Source organism: Massilia sp. MS-15 (assembly GCF_020176695.1).
GTDB classification, from domain to species: Bacteria; Pseudomonadota; Gammaproteobacteria; order Burkholderiales; family Burkholderiaceae_D; genus Telluria; species Telluria hydrophila.
In genome coordinates this window covers 1-18,336 of sequence record NZ_JAIWIA010000032.1, presented here as the reverse complement: position 1 = coordinate 18,336, position 18,336 = coordinate 1, and the positions used below count along the sequence as shown (strand labels likewise).

Genomic DNA, 18,336 nt, shown 5'->3' with positions numbered 1-18,336 from the left:
GACGCGGCAGGATCCTTGAAAATCCTTGTATCGGTGGTTCGATTCCGGCCCGGGCCACCAGAAATATCATTCACGCAAGGCCCACGGATGCAGCAGGCGTTGTCGTTTCTGAGACCTGCAGAATTCGGCTGCAGTGCATGCCCGGCGCATCGACCGGGCTTCCGGCATCGGCCCGGCCGTCCGCACCGCCACGGATACGCGGACTTCATGAAGACCAAGCCAGTGGGTGTATGCTTGCCGGATCAACCACCCAAAAAGGACATCTCCATGCACGCTTCGATTCAGGGCGTCCGCCGAGGCGCGCGGCCTTGGCTGGCATGCCTGGCAGCCGTGTCATCGCTAACGGTGCCTGTGACCAGCCATGCAGTCGAAGAACCCGCCTACACTCGCCTGCGCACGTTCCCCGAGTTTGAAATTCGCCAGTACGCCGCCTATACCGTCGCCGAGGTCCTGGTACCGGGTTACGCCGGCGATGCGGCGAATCGCGCCTTTCCTATCCTGGCCGGTTACATCTTCAGAAAAAACAAGGGCGAACGCAAGCTCGCCATGACCGCGCCCGTGACGCAGGCCGCCACCCCCATGAAACTGGACATGACGGCGCCGGTGACGCAGAGCACCGCGGCAGGCGGCATGGTGGTGCAGTTTGTCCTTCCCAAGGACATCAACATGGAGAATGCGCCGGAACCGCTCGATGCACGCGTGACGCTGCGCGAAGTCGGCGCCAGGCAGGTGGCGGTAATCCGGTACGCGGGCTTCTGGTCGCAAGCGAATTACGAGAAGCATCTCGGCAAGCTCCAGGACGGACTGCGCGCAGCCAATATTGCCTGGAGGGGTGAACCGGTGCTTGCCCGCTACAACGGCCCCTGGACCCCCTGGTTCATGCGCCGCAACGAAATCTGGCTGAACCTCGACTGACCGCAGGCGCGGCTGGCAGCGGGCTGGCGCCACGCGCCGGATATCTCCGGTTTACCGGGAGGGCGGAACGAAGCGCCGCCACTTGCGCAGGCCAAGCACGACGAACACGGTCGCCAGACCAAGCAGCCCCGCGAGCTCCATGCCTACCTCGCTCAGTGTCGCGCCCATCTGGTTGGTAGCCACGAAGCCCTGGATGGCTGCGGTCGACGGCAACAGCCAGCCCAGGACCTGCAACGGGGCCGGGATGGCGCTCGCGGGCCAGGTCAGACCCGACAGGAACATGATCGGCAGCGAGGTGGCAACCAGCAGCTGCATGCTGCGCTCCCGGGTGCGGAAGAACATGCCGATCAACATGCCGAACGCGGCCACGCTGTAGGCGAACAGCAGCGTCAACAGGGCGCTGGCCGCCAGATTGCCGCCCCTCGGATAGTCCTGCCACCAGAAGACGAAGCCGAAGAAGTACATCGCGTTGAGTGCGACGACGAGCGCGAACGCCGTCAGTGCACCGCAGTAGGACGCCGCATCCTGCGTGTAGGGAAAGGATTTCTCGCTCGACCAGCTACCGAACAGCAGTCCGATGCCGAGCAGGAAAGTCTGCTGCATGATCAACACTACCACCCCTGGCACGACATACGACCCGTAGCCCTCGCGCACGTTAAACAGTGCTACTGCCTCAACGCTGAGCGGCTGGCGCGAAGCCTCGGCCTGCATGGCGGACGGCGTTGCGGCCCCCAGGCGCTTCAGTTCGATTCCGGCTGAAACGGTGCCGGCGACCTCGGCCAGGCCATTGAGCACGACCTTGTTCAGCAGCGGGTAGGAACCATTGCCGCTGAGCTCGATTTCCGGTTGCAATCCTGCCAGCACTTTGCGGCTGAAATCGGCGGGAATGAACATTGCACCGGCAGCCCGGCCCTGCCAGACCAGCGCCTGCGCCGCTTCCGGCCGGGTGCTGACGTCGACGACCAGGATCGAGGGATGCGCCCCCGCGTAGCGAATCAGCTGGCGCGACAGGGCCGAATGGTCCTGGTCGACAATCACAACCGGCACCCGGCGCACCGTTTCCGGACTGTAGGGAAGCGGATAGAAAAAGGAATACACGACGCCGGAAATGAAGAACAGCAGCAGCGCGGCCTTGTCGCGCACGACCGATTGCCAGGTCAGCAGGAAAGCGCGCGACGCTGCGCGTAGGGCGTTCATGCCTTGCCCCAGCTGGCGGGCTGCGTGACGCGCCGGGCCAGGCGCATGCGCGCTGCCGCTCCCAGCACGACCACGAAGGCCAGCAGCACCGCAATCGTCCCGAGCCCGGCATGCAGCGGCGCGCCGGCCATCCAGGTATTGTTCAACAACTTCAGGTAATGCGTCAGCGGCAGGGCTTCGGCCCAGATGCGCGCGCCGATGGGCATGGCAAGCAGCGGAAACCCCTGGCCGGCGAACGCGAATGCGGGCGCTGTCACAAAGGCGCAGGCCGACAATGCCGAGCGCAGCGACGATGTCAACGCGACGATGGCGGCGCCGATCGCGAGGTAGGCCGCGATAAACAAGGCGGTAGCCGCCAGGATCGCCGTCGCACTCCCGCGCACCGGCCAGCCCAGCACCGCGCCGAACAGTACCAACAGCAGCAGTGCATGCACCGCGAACACGGCGAAGGGGATCAGCAGCTTGCCCAGCAGGGCCGGCCCCAGCCTGCCGCCGGCGGCGGCGAGCCAGTCGGCCACCGTAGCGGCGCGCAGTTCGCGGCCCAGAGCCGTCACCGCCGCGAGCGTCACGAAAATATGCAGCAGGGTGAACGCCACCGGCATCGCCAGCGATGGGATATAACTGCCGTTTTCATTGAACAGCGTCGTCGCCCGGAGGCGCACCGGCTCGACCTGTTCCATGGCCTGCCCTGGCCCGGCGCCACGGCTGGCGCGGCCCTGCAGTTCGATGCCGGCCGACAGCGTCGACACCACCGTTCGCACATCGCGCGTCATGGCGCCCGCGTGCGCGGCGAACTGGGCGTTGTAGGCCCATTGCACTTTGGCGCCCTGCCCGCTGCGGAGCGCTTCCTGCAAATCGGCGGGAATCGATACGATCCCGAACGCCGCGCGCGCGCGGATCATCGTGAACGCTTCGGCTTCGCTGTTGACTGCCCGCACGACCTTCAAGCCCGGCGCGGCGTCGAGCATGCGGATCAGGCTGCGCGATATCGCCGACTGGTCGCGGTCGTGCACCACCAGCGGCAGGTCGCGCGCCACGCCAGCGGAAAATATCCACCACGTTAGTAGGTAAAGTGCCAGCGGGATCGCCGTCAGCATCGCGGCATCCCATGGATCGGCGCGCAGGCGGCGCCATTCGCGCCGCAAGGATGACTGGATGGCGCCGGACAAGGTCATCGCGAACGCTCAGCGATCGAACACGACCGTCATGCCCGGCCGCAGCCCGGGCACGGCGGTCGTCGGGCGCAGCCTGACTTCGAAGGTGCGCAGATCGGTGCCGCCCGGGCGCGCCGCGCGCCAGGTGGCGAACGCCGGCAGCGCCGACACCGCGCTGACCTTGAACTGCGCCTTGCGCCCCAGCGCAGGGATGGTGGCCTGATGCAGGGAATCCTTCGCGTACGGCGCGAATTCGTCCTCGCGCACCGCCACCACGGCCCAGATGTCGGACAGGTCGACCAGGGTCACGACCGGAAAACCCTGCGGCGCCAGCTCGCCGGCCTGGATCGCCAGCTTCGCCACTTCCCCCGCTGCCGGCGCCGTGATGCGCGTCTCGTCGAGCGCGGCCCCGCTCTCGGCCAGGACGCCGGCCACCTGGCGCAACTGCGCTTCGGCAGCCAGCTTGTCTTCCGGCCGGGCACCCCGGCGCGCCATGTCGTACTGGGCCCTGGCCGCGGTGGCCAGCTCGGCGGCCGAGCGCGCCTGCGCTTCGGCATCATCGCGCTTCTGGCGCGCGACGACGCCTTCGGCGTACATTGCCGCGATCCGCTGGTGGGTCAGCCTGGCCAGCCTGGCGCCCGCCTCGGCGCGTTCCCAGTTGGCGCGCGCGGCGACGATTTCCTCGGGCCGCGCGCCGGCCTGCACTTTCTGGCTGGCCGCGCGGGCCGCATCGCGCGCGGCCTCGGCCTGCGCCACCTTGGCCCGCACCTCCGGGCTGTCCAGTTCGAACAGCAGGTCGCCGTGCTTGACGGTCTGCCCGAGCTGCACATGGACCCGTCCCACCCGCCCCGGCACCTTCGACGACACATTGATTTCCTGCGCTTCGACCTGGCCCTGGACCGGATCGCGGGGCGGCTGGAAAGCCTGGTACACGCCCCACCCCAACAGGGCCAGGACAACGACGGCGGCAACGGCGGCCAGGCGCCTGGTGCGAGCTTGTGCCATGATGATCAATCTTTCGTGAAGTCGACGGTGTGCGTCGCCGTCCTGGCGAGCGCGGCCAGCCGGTCCGGATCGCCGGCGGTGCCGAGCAGCCTGGCCAGCGCCATGACGTACTCGTAGGCCGCCTGGGTGCGCTCGAGCGAAGACCTGGTGACATTGAGCGAGGCATCGGCTACCTCGCTCGAGGTGGCCTGGCCATTGCGAAACGCCACTTGCGCCAGGCGCAGCGTCTCCTCCGCCAGTGCGATGGCGGACCCCATCGCCAGGTAACGCAGCCGCGCATCCTCCATGCTGCGCCACTGGCTTTCCGCCAGGGTCGGGATATCGCGTCCCGCCTGTTCGGCGGCGACCTCGACACGCTGCTGCTCGAGGCGGGCGGCGGAGATCATCTTCGCGCGGTCGATGCGTTCGACCAGCGGGACGCTGACCGACACCCCAACCAGCCAGTTGGCGCGGCTGGAACTGCCGCGATTGAGATTGTAGTTGGCGATGCCGATCACGGTGGGGCTGAAAGCGCGGCCCTGCAGCTGCAGCGCCGCGTCGGCCTGCTTGCGCTTGCTGGCGATCTGTTTCCATGCCGCGTTCGAGGCCATGGCCGCGTCGATGAACGAGGCCAGCGAACCGGGCGGCTGCGCATGCACGAACAGCGGCGTGGTCGGCAGGACGGCGTCGGATGCGTCGAGCAGGCGGCGCAGCGCGAGCTGCGCGATCTCGAGGTCGCTGCCCGCCTTCGCCGCTTCCCTGAGCGCATTGTCGAGGGCGACATCGGCTTTCAGGCGCTCGACCTTGGCGATGAGTCCGCTACGCTCCATCTTGAGCGCCATGCGCTGGTGTTCCCTGGCCACGTCCACCGCGGCGCTGCGCAATTGCCAGGCCTTCCTGGCCAGCTGCACCGTGAAATAACGCTGGGCCAGCTGTGTCGCGGCCTCGTCCTGCGCCGACTGGACGCTTGCGCCGGCCTCGTCGGCGCGGCCGGCGGCGATCTGCTTGACAGCATCGAGGCGCCCGCCAGTGTAGAGCGGCCAGACCGTGCTCAGGCCGAGCGAACGCACGTCGAACACGCGGTCGACATTCAGGACCGGCGGAATGTCCGGCAGGTTCAGCCCCGGCAGCGGCGGCAGGGAGTCGAGCACCGGATTGGCCAGCTGCGCGATGGCGCCGGTGTCGACGCTGAGGGTGGTCGAGACCCGCCCCGCAAAGCCGGACAGGCGCACGTCCGGCCCGTCGATGCGGCGCAGCGCCTCGGCCTGCAACTGCTTCGCCTGGAAATCGAACCGGGCGCCGTTGACCGATCCGGCACTGGCCAGCACCCGGCGCAGCGCCTCGGCGTAGTCGATGCCGGCCTCGGCGTGCGCCGCCTGGGCCAGCGCCAGCAGCGCTGCGGCCGCGACCACTCTTGGCAGGATCACCTTCGCACTCATGCATCCCTCCGGTAGTTGATCGTTGCCAGCCATCGCCAGCACGCACCAGCGCGTCACTCATGCATCACGCATGAGTCGTATTGTAGCCTGAATGATAACACTTCGCGCGTCATGGCAGCTGCCGTTCACGTGCGCCGCTCAGGGCGAGGGCGCATCGGCGCCTGACAGCCAGTCCTGTTCGCGCAACCGTTCCACTGCCCAGGCGGCGCTGGCGGACAAGGGCCACTCGGCGCGGCACACCAGCCACAGGCTGTCGACCACCGGCGGCGCCGTCTCGACCACCCGGATCGCCTGCTGCCGGGGATAGGCCTGGACGGCAAAGCGCGGCAGCACCGTGAAGCCGAGGCCGCGCGCCACCGGGTCGAGGATGGTGCCGATCTGGTTGGTGAAACCGCGCACCGGCAGCTGGTCGATGCGCCGTCCCGGGTGCACCCGCGCCAGCAGCCTGCGGCCCATGTCCATGCCATCCGGGTGGTCGATGTAGCCGAGCCGCATCAGCGCGGTCCAGCCGGCATCGTGCTCCTGCGCCGGCACCACCAGACACAGGCTCTCGCGGGCGAACAGCTCGGACTTCAGCCGCTCGTCATCGGGCTGGTGCGTGACGATTCCCAGTTCGGCACGGCTGGCCAGTACGGCGGTGATGATCTCGGTGGTTGGCGCCGCCCGGTAGCTGACCGACAAGCCGGGATGCGCCACCTGCAAGGCCAGCAGCCGCGGGTAGAGCAACAGGCCGATGCTGCCGGGGCAGGCGATCGAAATCTGTCCGGTGTAGGGATCATGGTCGGCCAGCGCCAGCCTGAGCCGAGCCTGCGCCTGCGCCATGTCGCGCGCGTGAGCAAGCACCTTCACCCCGGCCGGCGTCAGGCTGGCCTGGCGCGTACGCCGGATCAGCAAAGGTCCGCATTCGGCTTCCAGGCGCTGCACCTGCTGGCTCACCGCGGCCTGCGTCAGGTCGAGCATGGCTGCAGCGCGGGTAAAGCTGCCGGTGTCGCACACTGCCGCGAAGGCCCGCAGCCAGGCCGGGTTCAAGTCGCTATTCATAAATATTTTTTATGAAAAGTATTAGTTCGCATACGTTTCTATTATAGATTGCGCTGTCTATACTGGGCTTTTCCCCGTACAGGAGCAAGCCATGACGTACCCCCGCAATTTTTCCCATATCGGGATCACGGTTACCGATCTCGACGCCGCCGTGCGCTTCTATTCCGACGTACTGGGCTGGTACGTGATCATGCCGCCTACATTGATCACAAACGACGATTCGGCGATCGGCGTGATGTGCACCGACGTCTTCGGACCCGGCTGGACCTCGTTCCGGATCGCCCATTTGTCGACCGGCGATCGCATCGGCGTCGAACTCTTCGCGTTCCCCAACAGCGAGCCGCGCGAGAACAACTTTGAATTCTGGAAAACCGGCGTGTTCCACTTCTGCGTCCAGGACCCCGACCTCGAAGGACTGGCCGCGCGCATCGTCGCCGCCGGCGGCAAGCAGCGCATGCCGGTACGTTACTACTATCCAGGAGAAAAGCCCTATCGCATGGTGTACATGGAAGACCCGTTCGGCAACATCCTGGAGATCTACAGCCACAGCTACGAGTTGACTTACGGCGCCGGCGCCTATCAGCAAGCCGGCTGAACCGGCAAGATCCGGCAAGTCTCAAGACGACTGGTCTAATTCAGGTTATACTCGTCTCCATGAGTACTGACCAGCACAGCGTCCGGCAGCATATCCTCGCCACCGCCCAGGCGATCATTACCGGCAAGGGCTTTTCCGCTGTCGGCCTGAACGAGATCCTGTCGGCGGCCGGCGTGCCGAAGGGTTCGTTCTACCACTACTTCAAGTCGAAGGAACAGTTCGGCGAAGCCCTGCTCGCCGATTACGTCGGCGTTTACCTGGCCGAACTCGACGCGCTGCTGGCGCCCGACGGCAGCCCGGCCGCCGCGCGGCTGATGTGCTACTGGACCGGCTGGCTGGCGCTGTCGGACAATGGCTGTGCCGGCAGCAGGTGCCTGGTGGTCAAGCTCAGCGGCGAAGTGGCCGACATGTCCGAAGCGATGCGCGCCGTCCTGTTGCGCGGCACGAACGACATCGTGAGGCGGCTTGCAGCCTGCATCGAGGAGGGATATGCGGACGGCTCGATTCCGGCCGGCTCCGATCCGCAGCAATGCGCGCTCGCCCTTTACGAAATGTGGCTGGGCGCTGCGCTGCTGACCAAACTGCGGCGCGAACCGAGCGCGCTGGATGGCGCGCTGCGCGCCACCCGTTCGCTGCTTCGACTGCCGCAAACCACCCAGGCCTGAGCTCCGGCTTCCGTCGCGCAGCAACGCCGCCCTTTTTACCGATTTCTAGACGACCAGTCTAATAGAAGGAGCAATACATGTTGAATTTCGAGTTCCACAATCCAACCCGCATCGTCTTCGGGGCCGCTACCGTCCCATCGCTGGCGCAGCTGGTGCCGCCAACGGCGCGCGTGCTGGTCCTGTTCGGCGGCGCCAGCGCCGAAAAGACCGGTACCCTGGCCGAAGTGCGCCGGGCCCTTGGAACGCGTGTCGTGCAGGAGTTCGGCGGCATCGAGCCGAACCCGAGTTATGAAACCCTGATGCGTGCGGTGGAACAGGTACGTCGCGAACAGCTCGACTTCCTGCTCGCCGTCGGCGGCGGCTCGGTGATCGACGGCACCAAGTTCGTCGCCGTGGCGGCCCAGTATGAAGGCGATCCGTGGACCATCCTGGAAACCGGCGGCGCCACCGTCAGCGGCGCGCTGCCCTTTGGCACGGTGCTGACCCTGCCCGCGACAGGCTCCGAGATGAACAACGGCTCGGTCGTGACGCGCAAGGCCACGCAGACCAAATTGCCGTTTCGCAGTGCCCATGTGTTCCCGCAGTTCTCGGTGCTTGATCCGACCAAGACGTACACGCTGCCTGAAAAACAGATCGCCAATGGCGTGGTCGACGCTTTCGTCCATATTACCGAGCAGTACCTGACCTATCCAGTGCAGGCGCTGGTCCAGGACCGTTTTGCTGAAGGCCTGTTGCAGACACTGGTCGAGATCGCGCCGCAGGCGATCGCCGCCCCCGAGGACTACGCCACCCGCAGCAACCTGATGTGGACAGCAACGCTGGCCTTGAACGGCCTGATCGGCGCCGGCGTGCCGCAGGACTGGGCCACCCACATGATTGGCCACGAACTGACAGCCCTGTACGACATCGACCATGCGCGCACGCTGGCGATCGTGCTGCCGGCCCTGCTCGACGTACAGCGCGACAAGAAACGCGCCAAGTTGCTTCAATACGGGCAGCGCGTGTGGGGTATTTCGAATGGAAGCGAAGAACAGCGCATCGACGCCGCCATCGAGGCCACCCGCGGCTTTTTCGAGGGCCTCGGCATCCCGACCCGTCTTTCCGCCTATGGGCTGGGGATGGCGGCAGTCGACAACGTCGTCGGCCAGCTCGGCGCGCACGGCATGACCCGCCTGGGCGAGCATGGCGATGTCGACCTTGCACTCAGCCGCACCATTCTTGAAACCGCGCTCTAAGGAAAGGATGCGAACCATGCCGCAAACCCCGACCATCAACCGCAGCATCGTGTTGCAGCAGCGGCCGCATGGCGGGCCGGACGCCAACACCTTCCGCCTGGCCGAAACGCCGGTGCCGGTGCCGCAGGACGGCCAGGTGCTGCTGCGCACGCTGATGCTGTCGCTCGATCCCTACATGCGCGGGCGGATCAGCGACGCCAAATCGTACGCCGAGCCGGTCGCCATCGGCGCCGTGATGGTCGGTGGCACGGTCGCGCGCGTGGAAGCGTCGCGCCACCCCGATTTCGAGCCTGGCCAGCTGGTGCTCGGCTACAGCGGCTGGCAGGACTATGCCTTGTCCGACGGCACCGGCCTGAACAAGCTCGGGGACGACGTCGGGCTGGCCTCGCGCGCGCTCGGCGTGCTCGGCATGCCTGGCTTCACCGCCTATATGGGCTTGCTCGACATCGGCCAGCCGCAAGCCGGCGACACCGTCGTCGTCGCGGCCGCCAGCGGCGCGGTCGGCTCGCTGGTTGGCCAGATCGCAAAACTCAAGGGTGCGCGCGCGGTCGGCATCGCCGGCGGCGCCGACAAATGCCGCTACGTGGTCGAGGAGCTCGGCTTCGACGCCTGCATCGACCACCGCGCGCCGGATTTCGCGGAGCAGCTGGCCGCGGCCTGCCCGGCCGGCATCGACGTGTATTTCGAGAATGTCGGCGGCGCCGTCTTCGACGCCGTGCTGCCCTTGCTGAACCCGAAAGCGCGCATCCCCGTCTGCGGCCTGATCGCCGACTACAACGCCACCGGACTGCCGCCCGGCCCTGACCGGCTCGGCCTGCTAGCGCGCACCATTCTCACCAAGCGCATCAAGATGCAGGGCTTCATTATCTTTGACGATTACGGGCCGCGCTATGGCGAGTTCTTCGCCCAGATGAGCGAATGGCTCAAGGAAGGCAAAATCAAGTTCCGCGAAGACATTGTCGACGGTCTCGAGAATGCGCCGCAAGCCTTCAACGGCCTGCTCGAAGGGAAGAATTTCGGCAAGCTCGTCGTGCGCGTGGCCGCCAACTAATTACCCAACAGGAGAAACGCATGAAAGTATTGATGGTAGTGACCTCGCACGACCAACTCGGCGATACGGGCAAGAAAACCGGCTTCTGGCTGGAAGAGTTTGCCGCGCCGTATTACGCCCTGAAGGATGCCGGCGCGGACGTCACCGTGGTGTCGCCGCTGGGCGGGCAGCCTCCGCTCGACCCGAAGAGCGACGAGCCGGACGCGCAGACCGACGCCACCCGCCGTTTCAAGGCCGACCCCGCCGCGCAGGCCGTGCTTGCCAGCACCGGCAAGCTGGCCGTGGTGAAGGCGGACGACTTCGATGCCGTATTCTATCCGGGCGGCCACGGTCCGCTGTGGGACCTGGCCGAAGACAAGGCATCGATCGCCCTGATCGAAGCGATGGCCGCTGCCGGCAAGCCGGTCGCCGCTGTGTGCCATGCCCCCGGCGTGCTGCGCCATGTGAAAGCTGCCGACGGCAGTCCCCTGGTCAAGGGCAAGCGAGTAACCGGTTTCACCAACACCGAAGAAGAAGCGGTCGGCCTGACCGCAGTGGTGCCCTTCCTGGTCGAGGACATGCTCAAGGAAAACGGCGGCGAGTATTCGAAGGGCGCCGACTGGCAGTCATATGTGCTCACCGATGGCAAGCTGATCACCGGACAGAATCCGGCCTCATCGGAAGAAGGCGCAAAAGCGTTGCTCAAGCTGCTAGCCTGATCGAAGGCGGCGCCATCGGCGCCTTGCCCCGGACACGAAACTTGGAAATCCTTGTGTCGGTGGTTCGATTCCGCCCCGGGCCTCCAGGAACAGTGTCATATAAACGCCAACCCATGCAGTTTGGCGTTTTTGGGCCTGCGCGGCACTGCGCCTCGAAGGCGGGATGTGGCCGCATCCGGCCTCTCGCGTGCCCACCGTTTTTCCGCCTGCGCGAACGCCAGCTTTGACTATACTGGAAGTGGCGGGCGCGATGCCCGCACTTCCAGAAGGAGTGGATCATGACGCGTAAGTTCATCGATTGCCGCGAATTCCCAAGCGACATGCACTGCACGGTCGCCATCTCGGCCGACAACGAGGATGAGTTATTGCAGGCCGCGGTCGACCATGCGGTGTCAGTGCACCGCCATCGCGATTCTCCGGAGCTGCGCCAGCAGCTACGCCAGATGTTCAAGGACGGCATGCCCCCCGAGCAGGCGCCCACGGGTGGCCAGGCGGGAAAAGCCGGTACCACTAGCTCAGCATTACATTAAGGTTCGACGCATGAACGCTGCGCGCGCAGGCCTCAATCCTTCTTTTCCCTGAACTCCCCGTCGATCACCATGCCATCGTCGCCGCCGCGGCCGGAAGCAGGCCGGCCGGTGAATGCGCGCACCGACGACAGCATGCGATCGAACATCGCGCGCCGCAGCCAGGGAAAGGCAAGCAGGAAGGCGGTGGCGAAGCCGGTAAACCCGGCCGCCACGTAATCGCCCCACCACAGGAAGTGCAGCAGGCACAGCACGAGGAGGCCGGCAATGAAGGGCCGGCGCGCCGGCGGGGGCAGCACCCCGACGATGCGCAGCTTGCCCTGGCGTATCCAGGGAAAACGCGCGAGGAGCGCGGCAAGCAGCAGCCCTGCCGTGACCCGGCCCACCTCGAGATAGGTGGCGACGACCCCGACCACGAGGAAACCGGTATAGCTCAGGGTACTGGCCAATGCCGCCAGGACCAGCAATGCGACAGCGATCGTCCGCCTCGGCATGCGGATCGCTGTCCTGATGAGAAAGCCTAGGATTTGTGTACTCCAGTAATGTGCATGCAAGACTGCCGCACATTCTAGCACCGCCGGTCAGGGCGACGGGCGTGCGGCCTGGGCGCGCTCGAGGTGAGCCCGCAGTTCGGCAAAGCTCACGGTGCCGCGCTGGCGGGTGTCGATCGCATCGAAATGGCGTTCCACGTAGCCGAAGCCCTTGGCTTCTTCGCGCGTCAGGCGCCCGTTCCCATCGGCGTCGGCGGCGCGGAACTGCGCCTCCAGCTTGGCCAGCGCCTGCGCGCGCAGCGCCGCGCCCGCCGCCGGCGCCGGCGCGGCCGGGCGGTTGCGCAGGGAAGGCGGCAGCTGGGCATCGGCGCCCGGCTGGGCCTGCGCCTGCGCGGCCACGCCCAATGCCAATGGCAGGATCAGGAGATGCATGGTCTTCATGGTGCCACCGATACACTGTTGTAGAAGGCACGCAGGTCGGCCTTCTGGAGGCGGCGCACACGGTCGTCGAGGTAGCTCATGTGCCCGCTGTCATAGTTGCGGATCTGGATGCCGGTGCCCGGGCCCAGCCGCGCCAGGTCGAGCTCGGTCTGGTAGAAGGGCGTCGCCAGATCATGATAGCCGCTCATGGCGATCACTTTCAAGGAGGGATTGAGGGTCAGGGCCGCGGCCAGGTCCGGTATCGTGTCCGGCAATGCCTTGCCGTCGTGGCTGAAATTCCACAGATTCAGGACGCTGTTGTAGCCCAGGTAGGGCGTGCTGGCCGTGTACCGCAGCTCGTTTTCCAGGTAATTGCGGATGCTGCCGGTGAAGGCGCCGCCCACCACCGTCAGCGAAGGATCGCCATCGACCGTGAGCGCGCTGCCGCTGGGCGCGCGCACGCGGGCGTCGTAGCGCCCGATCATCTGGCCCGGCAGCAGGCGCGCACGGTAGGCGCCCGGCACCATCGAGAAATCCTGGCGCCAGGTTTGCGCCGCCAGTCCGGTGTACGCGGCCAGCTGCGCCACGGTGGCCTCGGCCGGCGCGGCGCCGCTGGCGAGGAAGGCGCCGACCTCGTTGCGGTAGGCGCCGGCGGCGAAATCGCGGGCACGCTGCAGCACCGAGCTGAAGTCGTCCGGCAGGCTGCCCGCCTGGTGATAGGCCGAGACCGCCGCATAGCTCGGGATATAGCCCTCGCAGCTGGCCTGGCCGGGATTGAACATGCCGCAGTTGCTGAAGTAATTCATGGCGGCAGATTGCAGCATGACGCCGGCCACGCGCACCCCGGCGCTTTCCAGCAGGTTGGCCAGCACCGCCGTGCGCGGCGCGCCATAGGATTCGCCGAACAGGTAGAGCGGCGAGGCCTGCCGGTTGTTCACGGCCAGGTAGCGGCGCACGAAATCACGGAAAGCGGCGGCGTCCTGGTCCACGCCCCAGAACTGGGCATTGGTGCGCGGCGCCACCGCCTGCGAATAACCGGTGCCGATGGCGTCGACGAAGACCAGGTCGGAGTGGTCGAGCAGGGTTTCCTGGTTGTCGACCAGCTGCCCGGCGACCGCCGGCGGCGTCGTGGCCGGGAAGCTGGTGGCCAGCCGCCTCGGCCCGAACGAACCCAGGTGCAGCCAGAGCGAAGCCGAGCCGGGACCGCCGTTGTAGAAAAAGGTCACGGGACGCTGCGCGGCCGGCTGGGTGCCGGCGGTATAGGCGACGTAGAAGAAGGAGGCGGCCGGCTGCCCGGTCTGCAGGTCCATGGCCGTCAGGTGACCGGTGGTGGCGGTGTAGTCGAGCGGGCGGCCGTCGAGGGTGATGCGCGCCTGGACCGTCGCGGCGCGCTCGTCGGCGCCCGCCAGCGCGGCCGTGGGGGCGCCCGAGTAGATGACCGGGTCGGAATAGCTGCCCGGCAGCGCCACGATCGGCGGCTGCACCACAGGGGCCGGGGGCGGCGCGCCGCCGCCCCCGCCGCAGGCGCTCACGAGCGCGGCAAGGAGTGTGGAGAGGAGCGTGCATGCCCACGGCGGGTGGGTACCGGCATGGCGCGGCTGGCGCGCGGAACCTGGAGTGGCCATGGTCGTCCTGTCGAAATCTGCGGGGCTGGGGCCGATTATGCGCCACCCCATCAAAAACTCAACAGTCATCGGAGCGGGCGCGGCGCCGCCAGTCCGCTGGCGGCCAAGGCGCCTGCCGGACCGCTATTTGCCGCCTGGCCTGGCGTCCTGCGTACGCGCCAGTTCGAGCGCGGGCAAGGTCACCGTCAGGAAGGACGACACCTGCGCGGCCAGGTCGGCCGATTGCTGGCGCAGCTGCGCCATCTGCAGGATCGACAGCTCGGCCTGGCGGATGGCGTGCTGGATCAGGGTGCGCCGCTGCAAGAGCGCGTCCTGCAGGCCGGCGTCGGCGCCGGCGGCCAGCCGGGCGACGACAGCCAGCACGGCGCCATGCAGGCCCAGGCTGTGCGCCGACGCCTCCAGCTTGCCGGTCGCCGCCTCGCTGTCCACCATGAAGCGCAGTAGCTGCGAACGGGCGGTGTCCAGCGCCGGCTTGTAGTCGGCCGGGCCGGGCGGGCGGCGAAACAGCCTGCCGAACACGCCCGCCGGTTCCCTGGTGCTCGCCAGCGCGGCGTCCAGCAAGGCAGGCACCGCCATCTGCGCGAACTGCAGCACCAGCGCAGCCACCTGCTGGAGCAGCACCGCCTGCTCGGCCAGGGCATCCTCGCCCCACTCCGTCACCAGGGACAGCCGGACCGGCAGGATGCGCCGGAACAAGGCCGCCAGGCGCTGCTCCGCCTGTGCGGCCAGGGCGGGATAGTCGGCCCAGGCCAGCGCCAGCGCGTCGCGCACCGCCGGATGGTCCTCGCTGTCGAACAGCGGCCTGGCCGCGGGGCTGCGCGCTGTGCCGGCCGGCCCCGGCGCGGCAGGCCCGTCGAAGTTCAGCGCCGTGGGCGGGCCGGCAGGTGCCGGGGTGGGCCCGGCATGCTGCGTCTCGTCGAACTCGAATGCCCTGGGCGCGGCAGGCGCAAGGGGAGCCGGCGGCGCTGGCTCCTCGCCGAAATCGAAGGCCTTGGGTGAGCTCATCGGCCAGCTGGGTGCACGGCGCCCGCGCGGTTCAGACGGTGCCGCCGAGCTTGCGGATGAAGGCCGCCAGGTTCAGCCGGAAGCCGGCGCCGACCGCCTGGAAACGCCATTCGCCATCCTTGCGGTACAGCGAGCCGAACTGCAGTGCGGTCTTGTCCGAGTAATCCTCGTCCAGGTCGTATTCAGCCAGCACCTCGCCGGTCTCGTCGTTGTACACCTTCACATAGGCATCGGTGACACTGCCGAAGCTCTGCTTGCGCACATCGGCTTCGTGGATGGTCACCACGATCGGCATCTCCACCACTTCCGCGTCCACCCTGGCCAGGTCGACGGTGATGACTTCATCGTCGCCATCCTTGTCGCCGGTGCGGTTGTCGCCCGAGTGCACCACCGCGCCATCCGGGGACGTGGTGTGGTTGTAGTAGACGAAATGGGCATTGCTGAGCATGACCGGGTGCTCGTTCGCGTCCTTGCGGCACAGGAACACCGACGAGTCGAGGTCGAAGGCATGGCCCGCGGCCGCGTTGACCTTCCAGCCGAGACCGATACGCACGCGCTTGAGCCCCGGTGCGGTTTTCTCGAGATTGATGCGGTGGCCGGTGTGGAGCGTCGTCGACATGGACTTCCCTTCTATGATGAAAAAATGTTCGGACTGGTGCCGCCTCAGGCCGCGGCGGTGGTGGAAAAGCGCGCGATCAGCTCGCGCTCCAGCTCCTGCAGCTTGGGCAGCTCGTCCTTGCGGCGCTGCTGGCCCTCCTGCGAGATCTGCTCGAGCTTGTCGAACGCGCTGACCAGCTGGGCCTGCACATGCTGGGCGGTCTCCAGGCTGACCAGGGAACGTTGCCTGGTACGGGCCACGGTCTCGGTATTTTCCAGCAGCATGTCGGCCTGGGCGCGGAAGGCCGCATCGGTGGCGTCGTAGGCCGCATTCGCGACCGCCGCGCTCTGCTTGGCTTCCAGCTGCAACAGGTAGAGCGAGAACACATTGCGCCAGGCCGGGATCGACACGTTGACGATGTCGGTGAAGGTGTCGGTCAGGGCGCGCGCATTGTCCTGCGACAGGCGGATCTGCGGCACCATTTGCGTGGCCATCAGCATGGCCCGCTTGAGGTCGTCGATGCGTTTTTCGAGGCGCTCGAGACGGCGCTTGAGCTCGGTTGCCTGCTGGGCCTCGAAGGCGTTCACGGGCGCGGCCTGCTGGGCGATCGCCTGCCGGATCTGCCCGGCCCAGGCTTCGCCCTTCTTCACGTCGGCATCCAGGCCCTGGTAATAGCTTTCCAGGCCCTTGTACATCTCATCGAAGTCGTGGATGCGTCCCCGGTGGACGCCGGCATGGCGCGTCATCTCGGCCACCAGGGTATCCATGCGCGATTCGACCACCTGGTATTGCGACAGCATTTTTTCCTTGACCGAGCCGAACATGTTCGTCAGGCGCGATACCAGGCCACCCGAGCGCAGCTTGGCCGGATCCAGCCCCTTGGCGGTGGTGATCAGTTCGTTCAGCTGCGCGCCGAACACATCCGCATCGGAGGCGCGTACGGTGCCGAGCAGCTTGGCCGATACCTTGGCCACACTGGCGCCGGTGGCGCTGCCCAGGGCCTCGATCGCCTTGTCGTCGATGCCCGAGACATCGACCCGCACCTGCGGGCTCGCGCTCGCCTCCAGCCGCGCTGCGGGCAGCAGGTCCGACGGGCTGGCGGGGATCAGGGGCGCCACAGGCAGCGCGGAGGCTGCGTTCGCTTCTTCGTCGGAGGAGAACAGCGGTTTCATGGTATTCCTTCAGGGGTGAAGTGGAAACATGAATAGCTTACCATTGGACAATCCGGCTGGGTGAGGATCGCCGGCCGCCGCATGGCGAGGCGTCGAAGCCGATGAGAAGCACCTGAGCTGGCGCAACATAGCGCAACTAACGGCAGCCTCCGCGGCACGCACAGGCGAACATGGTGCGCCTTTGACCGAGATTTATCAATTGCGTGCGCGTGCCGCAAGCTCAGGACTTGCTGAGTGCCTCCGCCTTGTGCGCGGCCTCGGCGCCGGTCTTGTCGCTGGCCACCAGGTATTCGGGATGCTCGGGCGAGGCGGCGACGTGGTGTCCCCTGATGTCGGTCGGGGCGCTCAGTTTCTTCTTGACGGTGCCGTGCACCGTTCCCTGCGCCGACTGCCATTGCACCTTGTCGCCGGGTTTGAACGGGTCTGCCATGCGGTGTCCTTTCCTGTGCGGGGAGGCCCGGCGACCCGGCCATGCACTGCGCCGGGAACGCGATGAACCGGAACCGGCATTGGACCACAAGCCGTCCCTGCCCTCCGCACGGATGCTTCAGCCAAGCCGCCCCGGCATCGGCAGGCCTTCCGCCAGCGCCAGCCTTTCCATGGCCGCCTCCAGCACCATGCGCGCGCGGCCCGAGGCCAGTTCCAGCTCGCGGTGCAGGCGCGCATCTTCCTGGTTGCGCGAAGCGCACTGGGCGCTGTAGCGCTCGAAGCTGCCGACCATCATGAGGATCTCGGAAAGGTGGCGCGGACACTCGCAGGACAGGCGATTGCCGGCCGCGATGATGGCCGACAGCGCCTGGTCGTCGAAGCGGCGCGGCGCTACCTCTTCGGCGGGCGCCTCGGCGGCGGGCAGGCCCTGCCCGGCCAGCGACGAGCGGCACAGCAGCACCAGTTCGCCGATCTCGGCGGGCACGCGCGCCACCAGGCAGCCTTCCGCGCGCAGCGCGCGGATCGTGGCGCTGCCGCAGAAGCGGTACAGCACCACCGTGGCCGCCGGCTGCAGCAGCGTGCGCGCCGCCACGACCTGGGCCACGGAGGACTCGTCGAGCTCGGACGATTCGATCAGCAGCACATCCAGCGCCACGCCATCGCCGAGGGACTCGACCTGGCCGAGCCGTGCGCAATGGCCCCTGACCTGCAGGGCTCGGCCGTCGCGCCCGCTGGCGGAGATGCGGCGCGCCAGGCTGTCGCCAACCACGAAGGCCCGCATCGGACCGCTGACCTCGGCCGCGCGCGCCACGTTCGGCGCGATCATCTCTTCCAGCCGCTCCACCGGCAGGCCGGTCAGGACGCCAATCGGATGTCCCATGTCGACCAGCTGCTTGAGCAGTCCCAGACGCCGTACCTGCTCGGCCGTGTAGAGCCGCTGGCCATGCGCCGAACGCTGCGTGTCCGACAGGGCATAGCGCCGCTCCCAGACGCGCAGGGTTTCCACCGGCAGACCGGCCAGGCGCGCGGCGACACCGCTGCGGTAAGTCACCTCGCGTTGCGCGTCCCGTTGTTCACTCATGTTTTCACGGATAT

Annotated in this window: 20 protein-coding genes; 7 read left to right on the top strand and 13 right to left on the bottom strand. The window is 67.2% G+C overall.

Translation table 11 applies throughout. From position 1 onward, the window contains the following. Window positions 1–267: 267 nt before the first annotated feature. On the top strand, window positions 268–915 hold the full coding sequence (locus tag LCI23_RS13475; RefSeq protein ID WP_224946964.1) for a heme-binding protein: 648 nt from the start codon (window positions 268–270) through the stop codon (window positions 913–915). Window positions 916–966: 51 nt separating this feature from the next. Here the strand turns inward: LCI23_RS13475 and LCI23_RS13470 are convergent, their stop codons facing one another. The 5 genes from LCI23_RS13470 to LCI23_RS13450 form a co-directional block, all read right to left on the bottom strand. Beyond that, window positions 967–2,112: an ABC transporter permease gene (locus LCI23_RS13470; protein WP_224946963.1), complete on the bottom strand. Its 1,146-nt coding sequence runs from the start codon at window positions 2,110–2,112 to the stop codon at window positions 967–969. Then, window positions 2,109–3,287: an ABC transporter permease gene (locus LCI23_RS13465; RefSeq protein WP_224946962.1), complete on the bottom strand. Its 1,179-nt coding sequence runs from the start codon at window positions 3,285–3,287 to the stop codon at window positions 2,109–2,111. The genes LCI23_RS13470 and LCI23_RS13465 overlap by 4 nt, the downstream gene beginning before the upstream one ends. 9 nt (window positions 3,288–3,296) lie before the next feature. After that, window positions 3,297–4,271 carry an HlyD family secretion protein gene (locus tag LCI23_RS13460; protein WP_224946961.1) on the bottom strand — a complete coding sequence of 325 codons (975 nt, stop codon included), beginning with the start codon at window positions 4,269–4,271 and terminating at the stop codon, window positions 3,297–3,299. Window positions 4,272–4,276: 5 nt separating this feature from the next. After that, the gene (locus LCI23_RS13455; protein WP_224946960.1) at window positions 4,277–5,689 is read right to left on the bottom strand and encodes a TolC family protein; all 1,413 of its coding nucleotides are present in this window, start codon (window positions 5,687–5,689) and stop codon (window positions 4,277–4,279) included. Window positions 5,690–5,827: 138 nt separating this feature from the next. Beyond that, a complete protein-coding gene (locus tag LCI23_RS13450) occupies window positions 5,828–6,730 on the bottom strand; it encodes a LysR family transcriptional regulator (RefSeq protein ID WP_268824750.1) in 903 nt (300 codons plus the stop codon). 91 nt (window positions 6,731–6,821) lie between these two features. Here LCI23_RS13450 and LCI23_RS13440 point away from each other — a divergent pair, with 91 nt between their 5' ends. The 6 genes from LCI23_RS13440 to LCI23_RS13415 all read left to right on the top strand — a co-directional run bounded on the left by LCI23_RS13440 (window position 6,822) and on the right by LCI23_RS13415 (window position 11,504). Next, the gene (locus tag LCI23_RS13440; RefSeq protein WP_224946959.1) at window positions 6,822–7,325 is read left to right on the top strand and encodes a lactoylglutathione lyase family protein; all 504 of its coding nucleotides are present in this window, start codon (window positions 6,822–6,824) and stop codon (window positions 7,323–7,325) included. A gap of 59 nt (window positions 7,326–7,384) precedes the next feature. Beyond that, the gene (locus LCI23_RS13435; protein WP_224946958.1) at window positions 7,385–7,990 is read left to right on the top strand and encodes a TetR/AcrR family transcriptional regulator; all 606 of its coding nucleotides are present in this window, start codon (window positions 7,385–7,387) and stop codon (window positions 7,988–7,990) included. 77 nt (window positions 7,991–8,067) lie between these two features. Beyond that, on the top strand, window positions 8,068–9,225 hold the full coding sequence (locus LCI23_RS13430; protein WP_224946957.1) for an iron-containing alcohol dehydrogenase: 1,158 nt from the start codon (window positions 8,068–8,070) through the stop codon (window positions 9,223–9,225). A 16-nt stretch (window positions 9,226–9,241) separates the two neighbouring features. Beyond that, on the top strand, window positions 9,242–10,276 hold the full coding sequence (locus LCI23_RS13425; protein WP_224946956.1) for an NADP-dependent oxidoreductase: 1,035 nt from the start codon (window positions 9,242–9,244) through the stop codon (window positions 10,274–10,276). Between the two features lie 20 nt (window positions 10,277–10,296). Continuing rightward, window positions 10,297–10,974 (top strand): type 1 glutamine amidotransferase domain-containing protein, encoded by a 678-nt coding sequence (locus tag LCI23_RS13420; protein WP_224946955.1) that lies wholly within the window; start codon window positions 10,297–10,299, stop codon window positions 10,972–10,974. A gap of 278 nt (window positions 10,975–11,252) precedes the next feature. Next, on the top strand, window positions 11,253–11,504 hold the full coding sequence (locus tag LCI23_RS13415; protein ID WP_224946954.1) for a DUF1059 domain-containing protein: 252 nt from the start codon (window positions 11,253–11,255) through the stop codon (window positions 11,502–11,504). A 32-nt stretch (window positions 11,505–11,536) separates the two neighbouring features. Here LCI23_RS13415 and LCI23_RS13410 read toward each other — a convergent pair whose 3' ends face one another. The 8 genes from LCI23_RS13410 to LCI23_RS13375 form a co-directional block, all read right to left on the bottom strand. Further along, window positions 11,537–11,995, bottom strand: coding sequence for a hypothetical protein (locus tag LCI23_RS13410; protein WP_224946953.1), 459 nt, complete (start codon window positions 11,993–11,995; stop codon window positions 11,537–11,539). Between the two features lie 87 nt (window positions 11,996–12,082). After that, entirely contained in the window at window positions 12,083–12,433 is a 351-nt protein-coding gene (locus tag LCI23_RS13405) for an EF-hand domain-containing protein (RefSeq protein ID WP_224946952.1), read from the bottom strand. After that, complete coding sequence (locus LCI23_RS13400; protein ID WP_224946951.1) at window positions 12,430–14,037, bottom strand: S10 family peptidase; 1,608 nt, start codon at window positions 14,035–14,037, stop codon at window positions 12,430–12,432. The genes LCI23_RS13405 and LCI23_RS13400 overlap by 4 nt, the downstream gene beginning before the upstream one ends. A 123-nt stretch (window positions 14,038–14,160) precedes the next feature. Beyond that, window positions 14,161–15,042: a hypothetical protein gene (locus LCI23_RS13395; RefSeq protein ID WP_224946950.1), complete on the bottom strand. Its 882-nt coding sequence runs from the start codon at window positions 15,040–15,042 to the stop codon at window positions 14,161–14,163. 31 nt (window positions 15,043–15,073) lie between these two features. Next, window positions 15,074–15,661, bottom strand: a complete 588-nt coding sequence (locus LCI23_RS13390) for a TerD family protein (protein ID WP_224946949.1) — start codon at window positions 15,659–15,661, stop codon at window positions 15,074–15,076. 44 nt (window positions 15,662–15,705) lie between these two features. Next, window positions 15,706–16,812: a toxic anion resistance protein gene (locus tag LCI23_RS13385; protein ID WP_224946948.1), complete on the bottom strand. Its 1,107-nt coding sequence runs from the start codon at window positions 16,810–16,812 to the stop codon at window positions 15,706–15,708. Between the two features lie 220 nt (window positions 16,813–17,032). Next, a complete protein-coding gene (locus LCI23_RS13380; RefSeq protein WP_224946947.1) occupies window positions 17,033–17,242 on the bottom strand; it encodes a DUF2945 domain-containing protein in 210 nt (69 codons plus the stop codon). Window positions 17,243–17,359: 117 nt separating this feature from the next. Then, on the bottom strand, window positions 17,360–18,336 hold a 977-nt coding region (locus LCI23_RS13375), incomplete at its 5' end, for a MerR family transcriptional regulator (protein ID WP_307727733.1).